At 59.7% G+C, this 13871-nt stretch carries 15 protein-coding genes; all 15 read right to left on the bottom strand.

The genetic code is table 11. The features are described 5' to 3' along the window. Window positions 1-81: 81 nt before the first annotated feature. Window positions 82-819 carry a hypothetical protein gene (locus Q668_RS11615; protein ID WP_022989780.1) on the bottom strand — a complete coding sequence of 246 codons (738 nt, stop codon included), beginning with the start codon at window positions 817-819 and terminating at the stop codon, window positions 82-84. Between the two features lie 187 nt (window positions 820-1006). Next, window positions 1007-1801, bottom strand: coding sequence for a nuclease-related domain-containing protein (locus tag Q668_RS11610; RefSeq protein WP_022989779.1), 795 nt, complete (start codon window positions 1799-1801; stop codon window positions 1007-1009). Between the two features lie 161 nt (window positions 1802-1962). Then, window positions 1963-2538, bottom strand: coding sequence for a HupE/UreJ family protein (locus Q668_RS11605; RefSeq protein WP_022989778.1), 576 nt, complete (start codon window positions 2536-2538; stop codon window positions 1963-1965). A gap of 43 nt (window positions 2539-2581) precedes the next feature. After that, the gene (gene ureG, locus Q668_RS11600) at window positions 2582-3220 is read right to left on the bottom strand and encodes an urease accessory protein UreG (RefSeq protein ID WP_036219814.1); all 639 of its coding nucleotides are present in this window, start codon (window positions 3218-3220) and stop codon (window positions 2582-2584) included. Between the two features lie 25 nt (window positions 3221-3245). Continuing rightward, window positions 3246-3974 (bottom strand): urease accessory UreF family protein, encoded by a 729-nt coding sequence (locus Q668_RS11595; RefSeq protein WP_036219812.1) that lies wholly within the window; start codon window positions 3972-3974, stop codon window positions 3246-3248. After that, window positions 3946-4521: an urease accessory protein UreE gene (gene ureE / locus Q668_RS11590; RefSeq protein ID WP_022989775.1), complete on the bottom strand. Its 576-nt coding sequence runs from the start codon at window positions 4519-4521 to the stop codon at window positions 3946-3948. Before ureE ends, Q668_RS11595 begins: the two co-directional genes overlap by 29 nt. Before the next feature lie 60 nt (window positions 4522-4581). After that, on the bottom strand, window positions 4582-6285 hold the full coding sequence (gene ureC / locus Q668_RS11585) for an urease subunit alpha (protein ID WP_022989774.1): 1704 nt from the start codon (window positions 6283-6285) through the stop codon (window positions 4582-4584). Between the two features lie 148 nt (window positions 6286-6433). Next, window positions 6434-6751, bottom strand: a complete 318-nt coding sequence (locus Q668_RS11580; protein WP_022989773.1) for an urease subunit beta — start codon at window positions 6749-6751, stop codon at window positions 6434-6436. Window positions 6752-6761: 10 nt separating this feature from the next. Then, window positions 6762-7064 carry an urease subunit gamma gene (gene ureA, locus Q668_RS11575; RefSeq protein WP_014422377.1) on the bottom strand — a complete coding sequence of 101 codons (303 nt, stop codon included), beginning with the start codon at window positions 7062-7064 and terminating at the stop codon, window positions 6762-6764. Window positions 7065-7089: 25 nt separating this feature from the next. Continuing rightward, the gene (locus Q668_RS11570; protein WP_022989772.1) at window positions 7090-7986 is read right to left on the bottom strand and encodes an urease accessory protein UreD; all 897 of its coding nucleotides are present in this window, start codon (window positions 7984-7986) and stop codon (window positions 7090-7092) included. Further along, window positions 7983-8681 (bottom strand): urea ABC transporter ATP-binding subunit UrtE, encoded by a 699-nt coding sequence (gene urtE / locus Q668_RS11565; protein ID WP_011786439.1) that lies wholly within the window; start codon window positions 8679-8681, stop codon window positions 7983-7985. The genes Q668_RS11570 and urtE overlap by 4 nt, the downstream gene beginning before the upstream one ends. After that, window positions 8681-9505, bottom strand: coding sequence for an urea ABC transporter ATP-binding protein UrtD (urtD, locus tag Q668_RS11560; protein ID WP_022989771.1), 825 nt, complete (start codon window positions 9503-9505; stop codon window positions 8681-8683). The genes urtE and urtD overlap by 1 nt, the downstream gene beginning before the upstream one ends. Beyond that, window positions 9502-10635: an urea ABC transporter permease subunit UrtC gene (urtC, locus tag Q668_RS11555; RefSeq protein ID WP_022989770.1), complete on the bottom strand. Its 1134-nt coding sequence runs from the start codon at window positions 10633-10635 to the stop codon at window positions 9502-9504. Before urtC ends, urtD begins: the two co-directional genes overlap by 4 nt. Before the next feature lie 3 nt (window positions 10636-10638). Beyond that, window positions 10639-12243, bottom strand: a complete 1605-nt coding sequence (gene urtB, locus Q668_RS11550) for an urea ABC transporter permease subunit UrtB (protein ID WP_022989769.1) — start codon at window positions 12241-12243, stop codon at window positions 10639-10641. Between the two features lie 78 nt (window positions 12244-12321). Then, entirely contained in the window at window positions 12322-13635 is a 1314-nt protein-coding gene (gene urtA / locus Q668_RS11545) for an urea ABC transporter substrate-binding protein (RefSeq protein ID WP_022989768.1), read from the bottom strand. Between the last annotated feature and the right edge of the window lie 236 nt (window positions 13636-13871).

Below are 13871 nucleotides of genomic sequence, written 5' to 3'. Positions count from 1 at the left end.
TACTTTTGAACTCCTTAGTATCTGCGGACATAAATGCTTCACCTATCTTTTCTATTGGATTTTCCTATTTCAACATCTTCTTTAATCACTCTTATCGGCGGTGGTGGTGGAGGAGGTGGTGGATTTCCGCCCTTCTTGTCTTTGCTCATTAACTATCTCCTTTTTCTTATCGGAAATTTCTAACTGTGGAATTTTTGTTTCTGAGACCTTATCAACATCAGGTATATTGCCGGTATATTCTAGGCTTATGGGGCTGGCAATTTTCACCATATATTCTTTTTCATCAGAATTTTTGTTTATACCCGCCATGGAAAATATCAAAAATGAAACAGCCAGGGGGATGGCCGTAATAATCAGATAAGTGTTGCATTTATGCAAATAAGTTGATCTTGCATCATTTACCTTAGTATTGTTAGATGAGCAGCTTGCATAATACTCAAACAGATATTTCCTGAAAGCGTCGCGTACCAAATTTTCGTAATCACCATAATTCTGATATGTATCTATCAGCTTTTTGTGATAATCCTCTGAATCGGATGCTGAGGGAATCATCTCGTATGTGTGCCCGTAGAAGCCCCTAACGAAATAGGAAAGCGTTGCCAGAAACGTAAGCATGCTTAATCCAAGAAACAGAAGATAGAGAAGGTTCCAAAAATTAGACTTCAGAAAATCTGTCCCTTTAATCATAACTGAGTAAACGCTAATTATAGAAAGTATCAGCGCCAAGGGGATTTGTAGGCGTGCAGCAAGCTTTTCTCTTGCCTCCACTTCGTGAAAATACAACTTTTCATAAAGCTCAAACCTATTTATTTCATTCATAATGAGTTTAAGACAAAACCTCTGGCAGTGCTAAAAGTAACTAGATTGCGCGCTTCGTTATTGCAATCATTTGAGTGTCAATAACAGCTCGGAACCAACACTCAAATTTCGCCAATCTAACGTTTTAAATCAATTCAGTACGCCACATTAACACTCTGGTTACGCCGTAATCATTTGACAGCTGTTACTACAATAACGAAGCACCAACCATCCCCCGGCACTTGGGAAATGCCTTGCAACCAAAAAACTTCCTCCCAATATTCTCTCCGCGCTTCACTTTGCGCTTTACCATCTCACCCTGGCACTTCGGGCACCGTGGCACACTTTCTTTCTTGGCCACGATCTCCTTCACATGCGCCACATGCTTCCGGTGATTACCGAAAGTAGCAGCCAGCCGTCCGGATTCAATAGCGTCGATCACCTTCTGAACCTCAGCATTCGACAGTCGCGGCTCGGTTTGAGCTTTGATAAAGCGGACATACCCACCACCGTGGGTCACGTTCTCAGGCATGGGAGTTTTAAAAGTGGAATCACCCACAAAGACCACTACCGAAACAACCTGCTCATCACTCAGGCCCAACAGGCTTTGTAGTGTCTTCACGTGTTTGTAGTTCTGGTGCAGCGGGTTCTGGAATTTCTGCGAGTGCTTGAAGATCTTCTGCGTCCAATACCGCTGTTTTGCGTTACCGAAGATCCAGCCCTTCATGTTCTTGGTTTCCACCACAAACACGCCATACCGGGAGACAATGATGTGGTCGATCTGAGTGGTGCCGTCTTCCGTGGGCAAGGTGACGTTTTTTATGAGGTGGTAGCGGGCTTTATCGAAAAACAGCTTCGCGGCGAGGTTGACCATGGCTTCGCCGGCTTTGCCTTTGAACCAGGGTGTTCTCAGAATTGGCAACAGGATAGACAGTGGTACGAAATACCAGACTTGATTCGGTAGAGAGTTCAGGAGGGTGTTGAATAGCTGGCCGAAGTCCATCGGTTTTCCTTAACAGCTGCCAATCCGTTTCTTATAACTACACACTAACCTACTCTTCAGGAAACTTCCCATACCGTCAAGGTCAAATTTTGTAAACCATATACTGAAAAAGCCGCGCGGTTTCCCGAGCGGCTTATTGCATTCCTCTAGGGACTACGGAATCAGGCAGCAGCCAGGTACGCCCCCGCCACAGCCAACACACCCCCAATCCCCCGACTAAACCGGCAATCCGCCCTCAGCATCAGGCTACCCAGCCCACGGCCAACCAGCGTGATGGCAAGCGTGGCGATGGAGAAGCCCGCCAGGTAGGCCGCCAGCGTGGCGCCTTCGGGCATTTCCGCGCCATGGGCGAAGCCATGAAACAGCATAAACGCACCAACCAAGGTGCCACCCACGGCGGTGGGCAGTTTAGCCAGGGTGGCGATGAGGATGCCCGCCACCAGTACCGAGAAGGTGATGCCGGTTTCCACGCCCGGCAGGGTCAGGCCGCCCCAGGCCAGGGCGGCGCCGAGTACCATGCCACCGATCACAAAGGCGGGGGTAGCGTTTTTCATGAGTTTGCTCTGGCGCACGCTCCAGAAGCCGATGGCGGCCATGGCCAGCAGGTGGTCCAGGCCCAGCATGGGGTGCAGCAGGCCGCTGGTGAAGCCGCCTTCGGTATGGCCGGGATGGGCCATGGCGGTGGCGGAGGCGGTCAGCAGCGCGGCGGTGGCGAGAAGTTTTGAAGTCAGTTTCATGGTGTTGCTCCTGGTGGTTCTGTAATCGTATTGGTTCGTTTGCTCAGGCCATTTCGGCCAGTTTTTCGGGACGCCTTTCCGGCAGCATGCCGCGCTCCAGAATGAAGCTGATGATGGTGTCCAGCCCTACTCCGTCGTACAGGTTGGTGAACACGAAGGGGCGTTCGCCACGCATTTTTTTGCTGTCCCGTTCCATTACCTCCAGGGAGGCGTGTACCTGTTCGGCAATGTCGATCTTGTTGATGATCAGCAGGTCGGATTTGGTGATTCCGGGGCCACCTTTACGGGGGATCTTGTCGCCGGCGGACACGTCGATCACGTACAGGGTGAGGTCGCTCAGCTCCGGACTGAAGGTGGCGGATAGGTTGTCGCCGCCGGATTCCACCAGCACCAACTCCAGATCCGGATGGCGGCGCTGGAGGTCGTCAATGGCCGCCAGGTTCATAGAGGCATCCTCGCGAATGGCCGTGTGCGGGCAACCGCCAGTTTCCACGCCCAGGATGCGGTCTGCGGCCAGGGCTTCGTGGCGCAGCAGGAAGTCGGCGTCTTCCCGGGTGTAGATGTCGTTGGTGACCACGGCGATGTCGTAGTGGTCCCGCAGGGCGGTGCATAGCTGGCGTAGCAATGCGGTTTTACCAGACCCGACCGGGCCGCCGACGCCTACTCTCAGACAATGTGTCATGGCTGTATCTCCTTGATGTTTTTATTCAGCTTCTGAAAAGCCGTGAATACTGGGTTTCATGCAGGGCACTGCCGAGCGCGAGGCCCGGCAGGATGGGCCCGAGTTCGTGGTCTTGCCGTGCCAGCGCCTGGTCGGTGGCAATCACCAGGGCCGGGCGCAGTTGTTCGATAATCCGTTGGGCGGCGGTGTGGCCCAGGGGCAAGGCTTTGCAGGCCACCGCCAGCTGGTTTTCCAGCCAGGCCCAGGCAAAGCCCAGCAGGGTTTGCCGCACCGGCACCCGGCGCATCTGGGCGGCCCAGGCAAACAGGGTGATGTAGCCAGGCTCGGCCGGAATCAGGGCTCCCTCCGGCAGCAGGTTGAGGTTGCCCAGCAGGGTTTTCAGGGCACCGCCCAGGCGGGTGTCTTCGTCGCTCAGTTCGGCGGTTTCCCGGGTGGCGTGCAGCCACTGGTTCCAGTGCGCAATGGTGGCGCCGTCGTCGTTCGCCCAGGCGGTTTGCACCCGGGCCAGCAATGGCAACTCACACCGGCTCAGGCCGTCTTCCAGTACGCCTTCAATCCACCGGGCCAGTTCCGCTTCGTTGTTCACCCAACCCAGCTCAAAGGCACTTTCCAGGCCCTGGGACCAGGCAAAGGTGCCGATGGGCAAAGCCGGGCTGACCAGCTGCATCAGCCCCAGCAAAGCCAGGTCGCCGCCGGGCTCGCTCTCACCCGCCATGGCCGCTGGCTCAGTGGGTGTGCTTGTGGCCGTGAGCATGGGTATGTCCAGCAGCGTGAGTGTGGTCATGGCTTTTACCGTGCAAGTGCTCATGAGAGTCCGCGTGGGAATGGCCATGGCTATGACCGTGCGAATGGCCCTGGCCGGCCTGGTTGTAGGCTCCGGGTTCCGGGTCGAAGGTGGCGGTGTGGTGCACTACGGTGGCGCCCAGGCGTTCGGCCAGCTCTTCCAATACGTGATCGGGCGGAAAGCGCACGAAGGCGCCCTGCTCGTCTTCACCGATCGCCAGGGTGACGTGGCGGTTGCCCAGGTGGTAACACAAGCGGGCCAGCGGCAGGCCGGTTTCTACGCGGGCGGTGACCACACGCTCCTCGGCAGCGCGAATGCGGATGATCTCGCCGGATTTCGCTTCCAGCAGGTCGCCATCTCTCAGCACCGGGCCCCGGTCCAGAAACAGGCCCACGTCCAGGTTGGTTTCGGTGGTGGCCCGCAGGCGGCCGCGAATGCGCAGTTCGTAGGGCAGCACCAGGTTGTCGTGGATTTCGCTGGCATCTACGTGGGTGATGCGTTTTATCAGTTCCAACATCCGTTCGTTCCTCTCACAACAGCCCTGAGCTATTCATTGAATAGTCTTGGGCTGTACTGATTAAAAAAGGTGATAGCGCTGGGCCAGGGGCAGTTCAATGGCCGGCTCGCAGGTGAGCAGTTCGCCGTCGGCGTGCACTTCGTAGGTTTGCGGGTCTACGGTAATGTGCGGGCAGGCGTCGTTCAGTTTCATGTCTTGCTTGCGCACACTCCGCACGCCTTTGCAGGCGGAGAGCGGGCTGTCCAGGCCCAGCTCTTTACCAATATTGGCGTCCAGCGCAGCCTGGCTGACAAAACTCAGGCGCGTGGCACTGGCGGCTTTGCCGAAAGCGCCAAACATGGGGCGATAGTGCACCGGCTGCGGCGTGGGGATGGAGGCATTCGGGTCGCCCATCGGGGCGGCGGCAATCATGCCGCCCTTGAGGATGCAGGCGGGCTTCACACCAAAGAACGCGGGGCTCCACAGCACCAGGTCTGCCAGTTTGCCCACTTCCACCGAGCCCACATCATGGGCAATGCCGTGGGTGATGGCGGAATTGATGGTGTACTTGGCGATGTAGCGTTTGGCGCGGAAGTTATCGGCGCCGCGCTCCTGGTCTTCCGGCAACAGGCCCCGCTGCACTTTCATCTTGTGGGCGGTTTGCCAGGTGCGGCAGATCACCTCGCCCACCCGGCCCATGGCCTGGGAATCGGAGGAGATCATGGAGATCACGCCCATGTCGTGCAGGATGTCTTCCGCCGCGATGGTTTCCCGGCGGATCCGGGAATCGGCAAAGGCCACGTCTTCCGGGATGTTCGGGTCCAGGTGGTGGCATACCATCAGCATGTCCAGGTGCTCATCCACGGTGTTCACCGTGTAGGGCCGCGTGGGGTTAGTGGACGACGGCAGTACATAGTCCTTGGAGCAGGCGGTGATGATGTCCGGAGCGTGGCCACCGCCGGCACCTTCGGTATGAAAGGTGTGAATGCAACGACCCTTGAAGGCGGCCAGGGTGTCTTCCACAAAGCCGGATTCGTTCAGGGTGTCGGTGTGGATGGCCACCTGGATGTCGTACTGGTCGGCCACGGTCAGGCAGTTGTCGATGCTGGCCGGGGTGGTGCCCCAGTCTTCGTGCAGTTTGAGGCCGATCACGCCGGCTTTTACCTGCAGCTCCAGCGCTTCCGGCAGGCTGGCGTTGCCTTTGCCCAGGAAGCCGATGTTCATGGGCAGGCTGTCCACGGCCTGCAGCATCTTGCCGATGTGCCAGGGGCCCGGGGTACAGGTGGTGGCGTTGGTGCCGGTGGCCGGGCCGGTGCCACCGCCGAGCATGGTGGTCACGCCGCTCATCAGGGCTTCTTCCACCTGTTGGGGGCAGATGAAGTGGATGTGGGGGTCGATGCCGCCAGCGGTGAGGATTTTGCCTTCGCCAGCGATGATTTCGGTGCCGGGGCCGATGACGATGGTGACGTCTGGCTGGGTGTCCGGGTTGCCGGCTTTGCCGATGGCGGCGATGCGGCCTTTCTGGATGCCCACGTCGGCTTTGACGATGCCCCACCAGTCGAGGATGAGGGCGTTGGTGATGACGGTGTCCATCACGGCGTCGTCGCAGCGCTGGCTCTGGCCCATGCCGTCGCGGATGACTTTACCGCCGCCGAATTTTACTTCATCGCCGTAGTGGGTGTGGTCTTCTTCCACTTCTATCCACAGTTCGGTGTCGCCCAGGCGGACCCGGTCCCCGACTGTAGGGCCGTACATGTCGGCGTAGGCTTGTCTGCTGATTTTCATGTTTTTTCTCGCTTTAACCTTGGTGCCTGGCCCGGCGGGGGTTGCCCTTCCGGGAAACGCTCCTTGCGGCACATCCCTGTGGCGCTTGTTCTCCGGCATCCATGCCTCCGCACATTCCCGGAAGGGCAACCCCCGCCGGACCTCAGACTTAGTTCTTGGAGTCCAAACTCCCCATCACTTCCGCTCGGAAGCCATAGATTTCGCGATTTCCGGCAAACGGAATCAGTGTCACGGATCGGGTCTGGCCGGGCTCAAAACGAATAGCGGTGCCGGCGGCCACGTCCAGTCGGAAGCCGCGGGCTTTGGCGCGGTCGAAATCCAGAGCCGGGTTGGCTTCGGCGAAGTGGTAGTGGGAGCCGATCTGTACCGGGCGGTCGCCGGTGTTGGCGACGTCCAGCTGGACGCGTTCGCGGCCGGCGCAGAGTTCGATGTCGCCGTCTTTGAGTTGGTATTCACCGGGGATCATGGCGCGTTCCTCAAACAATCGGGTTGTGGACGGTGACCAGCTTGGTGCCGTCCGGGAAGGTGGCTTCCACCTGGACTTCGTGCACCATGTCAGCCACGCCGTCCATCACGTCTTCGCGGGTGAGGATTTCGGTGCCCGCGCTCATCAGTTCGGCCACGGTGCGGCCTTCGCGGGCGCCTTCCATGATTTCGGCGCTGATCAGGGCCACGGCTTCGGGGTAGTTCAGTTTCAGGCCTTTGGCTTTGCGGCGTTCGGCCAGCAGGGCGGCGGTGAACAGCATCAGCTTGTCTTTGTCTCTGGGGGTGAGTTCCATGGATGACTCCGTTGTCTCTTATGCGTCAGGTAAGCCAGATTCTGGGTGTGTGGGCCGGTACGCCGGCGAGCAGAGGGCGCAGCAGGTGCCAGGCCTGTTCACACAGGGCCCAGGCTTCGTTGCGTTCGGTGCCTAGGTAGCGCAGGAGCAGCACGCCCCGGCGCCGGGTGACGGCCCAGCGGTTGTGGTCTGGTAACTGTGCTCTCAGCACGTCGATGGCGGCGGCTTCGTCGTCCAGCCCGACCGCCCAGAGCGTGGCCTGCACAGTGGCGCCACCCTGGCCCCAGGGGCCGTTGAACCGGCGGTGTTTCGGGTTCAGCAGCTGGCGCTCCAGCCACAGCGGCTGGCCGTTCAGGCTTAAATGGAAACGCTGTTCCAGTTCGCCGGTGGCAAACGGCAGGTCGCTGGCCGGGCGGCCCAGCGCGAGCACTTCCCAGCCCAGGGTTCGGGCGCCGGTTTCCAGTTCAATGGTGGTGGTTTGCAAACCACGGGAGCCGTCGAAGGCGATGGTTTCCTGGGGCAGGTATTCCAGGATCGCGTCTTTGGCTACCTGCAACCGGGTGTGCTGGCCCCAGGCCACGCCATGGCTGTCGGCCTTGTACAGTTTCGCCGCGGCCGGGGTGGTCAGAAGCGCGTGACCACCTTCGGCGACAGAGGCTTCGATGCGCAGTTCGTCGCCGCTCACCAGGCCGCCCGGCGGATGCAGCAGGTACACGTGGCAGCAGCCGGTTTTGCCCTCCGGGTAGAAGGGGCGCTGCACCCGCAGGGGGCCATGGTGGCGCCGGCGCACCAACCGGGTTACCGGCGCAGGTTCGCTCTCGGCGCGGGCTTCAAATCCCAGTTCCAGGGCCGCCGCCCAGCGCCGTTCGGTGTCGAAACGGTGGCCGGAGGCGTGGCGGTCGATGGCTTGGTAGGCGGTCATACGGTCAGGTGCTGTTTGATGAGTTCATCGGTCAGCCCGGCAATATCGCCTTCGGCCACGCGCCGGCCCCGGTCGAGGATGGCGAAACGGTCGGCGTATTTGCGGGCGAACGGCAGTTTCTGCTCCACCAGCAGCACGGTCAGGCCGTCTTCTTCAATCAACCGGCGAATCACCTCGCCAATCTGGGCCACGATGTTGGGCTGGATGCCCTCCCCCGGCTCATCGAGGATGAGCAGTCTCGGCTCAATCACCAGCGCGCGGCCAATGGCCAGCTGTTGCTGCTGACCGCCGGAGAGGTCGCCGCCCCGGCGGTGTTTCATTTCTTTCAGCACCGGGAACAGCTCGTAAATGCGCTCGGGGATTTGCTTGCTGCCATCGGCCCGCACCGCCAGGCCAGTGCGCAGGTTTTCCTCCACGGTCAGCAGCGGGAAGATCTGCCGGCCCTGGGGCACGTAGCCGATGCCCAGGCGGGAGCGGTCTTCGATTTTCTTTTTGGTGAGTTCCACATCCCGGGCAAACTCGATGGAACCGCTTTTCACGGTTTCCTCGCCCATGATGCATTTCATCAGCGTGGTCTTGCCCACGCCGTTGCGGCCCATCACACAGGTGCACTGGCCCTGAGGCACGTCCAGCTCCAGGTCCCAGAGGGTGTGGCTTTCGCCGTAGAATTGGTTGAGCTTTTCAATCTTGAGCATCAGGCCTCCTCCCCGAGATACACCTTGATCACGTCCGGGTCGTTGGAGACCTGGTCCATGGTGCCTTCGGCCAGCACGCTGCCCTGGTGCAGTACGGTGACTTTACGGGCGATGGAGCGCACGAAGCCCATGTCGTGTTCCACCACCACCACGGACTGTTTGCCCGCGAGACTGGTGAGCAACTCGGCGGTGCGTTCCATTTCCTGTTCGGTCATGCCGGCCACGGGCTCGTCCACCAGCAGCAGCCGGGGTTTCTGCATCAGCAGCATGCCGATCTCCAGCCACTGTTTCTGGCCGTGGGAGAGGATGCCGGCGGGCTTGTCGCGCAGCGCCTGCAAACCGATCATTTCCAGGATTTCGTCAATCCGGTCCCGGTATTCCGCGGTCATGATGGCGGTCAGGGTGGGCAGGATGCGTTTGTCGGCGGCCATGGCCAGTTCGAGGTTTTCGAATACGGTCAGGGCCTCGAACACGGTGGGCTTCTGGAACTTGCGGCCAATGCCCAGGGTGGCAATGTCCGGCTCGTTCATGCGCAGCAGGTTGTGGCGGCTGCCGAACCACACCGAGCCGGTATCGGGCCGGGTTTTACCGGTGATGATGTCCATCATGGTGGTTTTACCCGCCCCGTTGGGGCCGATGATGCAACGCAGTTCGCCGTCGTCGATGGTGAGGTTGAGGTTGTTGATGGCCTTGAAGCCATCGAAACTCACACTCACGCCTTCCATGTACAGGATCGGCCCGTGGCGCACGTCGACCGGCGACGCCACGGGGGTGAGAAAATCGAACACCTGGTCCCGGTTAGTGAGTTGTTCAAAGATGCTCATGCGGTGGCCTCCTGAGCGCCGGGCTGGTCATCGTCCTTCTGGCGGCGTTTCTGTAGCAGGCCGGCAATGCCCTTGGGCAGGAACACGGTCACCAGCACAAACAGCGCCCCCAGGGCGAACAGCCAGGCGTCTGGCATGACGCCGGTGAACACGGTTTTGGCGTAGTTCACCAGGATGGCGCCGATCACCGCCCCGTAAAGCGTTGCGCGACCACCCAGGGCCACCCACACCACGATTTCAATAGAGAACAGCGGCGAGAATTCGCTGGGGTTGATGATGCCCACCTGTGGCACATACAACGCGCCGGCCACACCCGCCAGCATGGCGGAGACCACGAACACAAACAGCTGCACCCGCTCCACCCGGTAACCCAGGAACCGGGTACGGGCTTCGGCATCGCGGCAGGCCACGCTGACCCGGCCCAGTTTGCTGGTCACAATGGCACGGCACACGACATAGCCCACCGCCAGCGCGATGCCGGTCGCCAGGAAAAGGCCAAGCCGGGTGGCGTCGCTGCGCAGGTTGAAGCCGAGGATGTCTTTGAAATCGGTCAGGCCGTTGTTGCCACCGAAGCCCATCTCGTTGCGGAAGAACGCCAGCATCAACGCAAAGGTGAGTGCCTGGGTGATGATGGAGAGGTACACGCCGGTTACCCGGGAGCGGAAGGCCAGGAAGCCGAACACCAGCGCCAGCAGGCCCGGGGCCAGCAGCACCATGATGAAGGCGAACCAGGCCATATCGAACCCTTGCCAGTACCAGGGCAGCTCCTGCCAGTTCAGGAACACCATGAAGTCCGGCAACACAGGATCGCCATACACGCCGCGATCACCGATCTGGCGCATCAGGTACATGCCCATGGCGTAGCCGCCGAGGGCAAAGAAGGCGCCGTGGCCCAGACTGAGAATGCCCAGATAACCCCACACCAGGTCCACCGCCACCGCCAACAAGGCGTAGCACAGGTATTTGCCCAGCAGGGTGACGGTGTAAGCGCTTACGTGCAGGGCACTGTCTTCCGGCATAAACAGATGCAGGAAGGTAACCAGCACCAGGGCGGCGAACAGCACACCAAGGAAAACTTGGGTGGAACGCTCCTGGAAGGGCCGGAGCAGCCAGGTTTGTGATGTCGCCATAACTCAGCCCTCCGCCGCCCGGCCTTTCTGCGGGAATAGCCCGCGTGGCCGCTTTTGAATGAACAGAATGATCAGCACCAGCACCATGATTTTGGCGAGGACCGCACCCGCCCAGGGTTCCAGAAGCTGGTTGATGGTGCCCAGGGAAAGCCCGGCAATGAGGGTGCCCCAGAGATTGCCCACACCACCGAACACCACCACCATGAACGAGTCGATGATGTAGTTCTGGCCCAGGTTGGGGCCAACGTTGGTGATCTGCGACAGGGCCACGCCCGCCAGCCCGGCCACACCGGAGCCCAGGGCGAAGGTCATAATGTCCACTTTGGTGGCTTTAATGCCCATGGAGCGGGCCATGGCCCGGTTCTGGGTAACAGCACGGACTTCCAGCCCCAGGCGAGTCTTGCGCATGATCAGCATCAGCCCGGCGAATACCACCAGGGCAAAGCCAATCACGTACAGGCGGTTCAGGGTGAGCGACAGCGCTTCGTTTACCATGATCGAGCCGCTCATCCACTCAGGCGTGACCACCGTGCGGTTGAGCGGGGAAATCACGGTGCGCACCAGCTGCTGCAGGATCAGGCTGATGCCGAAGGTGGCCAACAGGGTTTCCAGCGGGCGGCCCTTCAGGTACTGGATAACGCTGCGCTCAATGGCGATGCCCGCCAGCGCCGCCACCAGGAATCCGGCCGGGATGGACAGGATCAGGGCCAGGCCAGGCTGGCCCGGGAACAGTTGCTGCATGCCCCAGGTGGTGTAGGCACCGAGCATGATCAGCTCGCCATGGGCCATGTTGATCACGCCCATCACCCCAAACGTGATGGCCAGGCCAATGGCGGCCAGCACCAGTACCGAGCCGAGGGACAGGCCAAAATAGAGGGTCTCGGCAGCGCGGTTGAGTTTCAGTTTCTGTTCAATGCTGGCCAGGGCTTTTTCGGCCGCAGCCGCCAGCGCAGGGTCATCGCTGTTAACGGCATTATTCAGGGCGGCACGCACAGTCGGGTTCAGGCTGCCAGACAAAGTGGCCACCGCCTCAACATCGCCCTGCTCCACCTGGTAAATGGCCAGGGCATTGGTGAGCATGTCACGCACCTGGCCGTTGTCTTCCACCTGCAAACGGGCCTGCAGCTGGGTGGCCAGCGCTTCATTCACGTCGCCCAGCAGATTGCGCGCGGCATCAAGGCGTTGGCCTGGGTCGGCTACGGTCAGGTCGATAACCGAGAGGATGCCCTCGATGTCGGCCCGCAGGGCGTTGTTCACGCGCAGGCTTTGCAGATCCCGGCGCGACATTTCACCCAGGTCTTCGCCGGTCAGGGCGTCGGCGATCTGCCAGTTACGGCCCCGGTTGTTAACCACAATCACCAGGGCACCGGTGTCTTCAATCATCGCGAGTTTGCCGTCGCGAACGGCTTCCAGCCAGCCCCGGGCGCGTTCGTCGCCGGTTTCGGAGAGGGCTTTGAGTAAGTCGGTTTTTTCAGCTTGCCCGGCTTCTACGAGCCGTTTCAGCAGCGCTTCGGGCGCATCGGTCTGCGCCTGGGCATTCGCCAGTGTGGCCCCTAGGGCCAGACAGACAGCCAATACCATCCTGGCGAGCAATCGGTGAATGCTCATGATTCATTCCTGTTGGCTTGGGAATTCGGGAGCGGTGCCGGGCAGGCTCAGGCCTGCCCGGCTGTGCCCGGTTGGAGCTTAGTTGGAGGCGACGTCAGCCGAGCCACCACCGCACTTGCCAGTGACCACGTTGAAGTTGCCGCAGCGCAGAGGCGCTCGCCAGTCACTGATCAGGTCCTTGGAACCTGGCAGGAAGTCAGACCAGGCATCGCCAGCCACGGTAGACGGGGTCTCCCAGACCACGGAGAACTGGCCGTTGTCCTGGATCTCGCCAATCAGCACCGGCTTGGTGATGTGGTGGTTCGGCATCATGGTGGCGTAGCCGCCGGTGAGGTTGGGCACGCTCACCCCGATGATGGCGTCTTTCACTTCATCCACGTCGGCGGTGCCGGCTTTCTTCACCGCTTCAACGTACATGTTGAAACCGATGTAGTGGGCTTCCATCGGGTCGTTGGTGACGGCGGCATCGTCGCCCTTGTAGGCAACCCAGGCGTCGATGAAGTCGTAGTTGGCGTCGTTATCCACGCTCATGAAGTAGTTCCAGGCAGCCAGGTGGCCAACCAGCGGAGCGGTGTCGATGCCGGAGAGTTCCTGTTCACCCACGGAGAACGCAACCACGGGAATATCGGTGGCAGAAATGCCCTGGTTACCCAGTTCACGGTAGAAGGGCACGTTGGCGTCGCCGTTGATGGTGGAGACCACGGCGGTCTTCTTGCCGGCGCTGCCGAATTTCTTGATGTCAGACACGATGGTCTGCCAGTCCGAGTGGCCGAAAGGCGTGTAGTTGATCATGATGTCGCCGGCGGCCACACCTTTGTCTTTCAGGTAGGTTTCCAGAATCTTGTTGGTGGTGCGCGGGTAAACGTAATCCGTGCCCGCCAGCACCCAGCGCTCAACACCCAGATCGTTCATCAGGTAATCCACCGCTGGAATCGCCTGCTGGTTGGGCGCTGCACCGGTGTAGAACACGTTTTCAGACGATTCCTCGCCCTCGTACTGAACCGGGTAGAACAGCAGGCCGTTCAGTTCCTCTACCACCGGCAGGACGGATTTACGGGACACCGAGGTCCAGTTACCGAAGATCACGTCGACTTTTTCTTTTTCCAGCAACTCACGGGCTTTCTCCGCGAACAATGGCCAGTTGGAAGCAGGGTCAACCACCACCGGCTCCAGTTGGCGACCAAGCACGCCACCGGCTTCGTTCTGCTTTTCAATCAGCATCATCATGGTGTCTTTCAGTGCGGTCTCACTGATGGCCATGGTGCCGGACAGGGAATGGAGAATACCCACTTTGATGGGGTCTTCGGCGGCAAACGCGGTATTGATGGAACCGAGGGAGACAGACAGCGCCAATGCAGAGAGGCCCAGTTTCACGTGTTTTTTGATGCTCATGTTGTGCGTCCTTTTCGTTGGGTTATGAGTCGTCAACGCCTGAACCCCATAGCATCAGCTGTTCCAACACCACAGAAAATACTTTAAAAACATTATGTTATATATTGTTCAGCGCGCATTTCGTAATCGCGCCACAAGATAGCGCACTAACCTTTGCTTCAATTCAGTGCACTGGGCAACCAAGCGCGCTGTTTGTGTGCACGACGCTCGCAGCACCCAAACCATGAACCCAAATT

Origin of the sequence: Marinobacter sp. ES-1, assembly GCF_000475255.1 — a bacterium.
Classification (GTDB): domain Bacteria; phylum Pseudomonadota; class Gammaproteobacteria; order Pseudomonadales; family Oleiphilaceae; genus Marinobacter; species Marinobacter vinifirmus.
Note: the sequence above shows the minus strand (reverse complement) of the source record. Positions and strands in the feature narration are given on the sequence as shown.

Excerpts from the sequence above, each read along its gene's own strand:
- urtC (WP_022989770.1), bottom strand. The coding sequence starts at position 10,635 with ATGGCGACATCACAAACCTGGCTGCTCCGGCCCTTCCAGGAGCGTTCC.
- Q668_RS11610 (WP_022989779.1), bottom strand. The coding sequence starts at position 1,801 with ATGGACTTCGGCCAGCTATTCAACACCCTCCTGAACTCTCTACCGAAT.
- ureA (WP_014422377.1), bottom strand. The coding sequence starts at position 7,064 with ATGGAACTCACCCCCAGAGACAAAGACAAGCTGATGCTGTTCACCGCC.
- Q668_RS11570 (WP_022989772.1), bottom strand. The coding sequence starts at position 7,986 with ATGACCGCCTACCAAGCCATCGACCGCCACGCCTCCGGCCACCGTTTC.
- Q668_RS11605 (WP_022989778.1), bottom strand. The coding sequence starts at position 2,538 with ATGAAACTGACTTCAAAACTTCTCGCCACCGCCGCGCTGCTGACCGCC.
- urtB (WP_022989769.1), bottom strand. The coding sequence starts at position 12,243 with ATGAGCATTCACCGATTGCTCGCCAGGATGGTATTGGCTGTCTGTCTG.
- urtA (WP_022989768.1), bottom strand. The coding sequence starts at position 13,635 with ATGAGCATCAAAAAACACGTGAAACTGGGCCTCTCTGCATTGGCGCTG.
- urtE (WP_011786439.1), bottom strand. The coding sequence starts at position 8,681 with ATGCTCAAGATTGAAAAGCTCAACCAATTCTACGGCGAAAGCCACACC.
- urtD (WP_022989771.1), bottom strand. The coding sequence starts at position 9,505 with ATGAGCATCTTTGAACAACTCACTAACCGGGACCAGGTGTTCGATTTT.
- ureG (WP_036219814.1), bottom strand. The coding sequence starts at position 3,220 with ATGACACATTGTCTGAGAGTAGGCGTCGGCGGCCCGGTCGGGTCTGGT.
- ureC (WP_022989774.1), bottom strand. The coding sequence starts at position 6,285 with ATGAAAATCAGCAGACAAGCCTACGCCGACATGTACGGCCCTACAGTC.
- Q668_RS11580 (WP_022989773.1), bottom strand. The coding sequence starts at position 6,751 with ATGATCCCCGGTGAATACCAACTCAAAGACGGCGACATCGAACTCTGC.
- Q668_RS11615 (WP_022989780.1), bottom strand. The coding sequence starts at position 819 with ATGAATGAAATAAATAGGTTTGAGCTTTATGAAAAGTTGTATTTTCAC.
- ureE (WP_022989775.1), bottom strand. The coding sequence starts at position 4,521 with ATGTTGGAACTGATAAAACGCATCACCCACGTAGATGCCAGCGAAATC.
- Q668_RS11595 (WP_036219812.1), bottom strand. The coding sequence starts at position 3,974 with ATGCTCACGGCCACAAGCACACCCACTGAGCCAGCGGCCATGGCGGGT.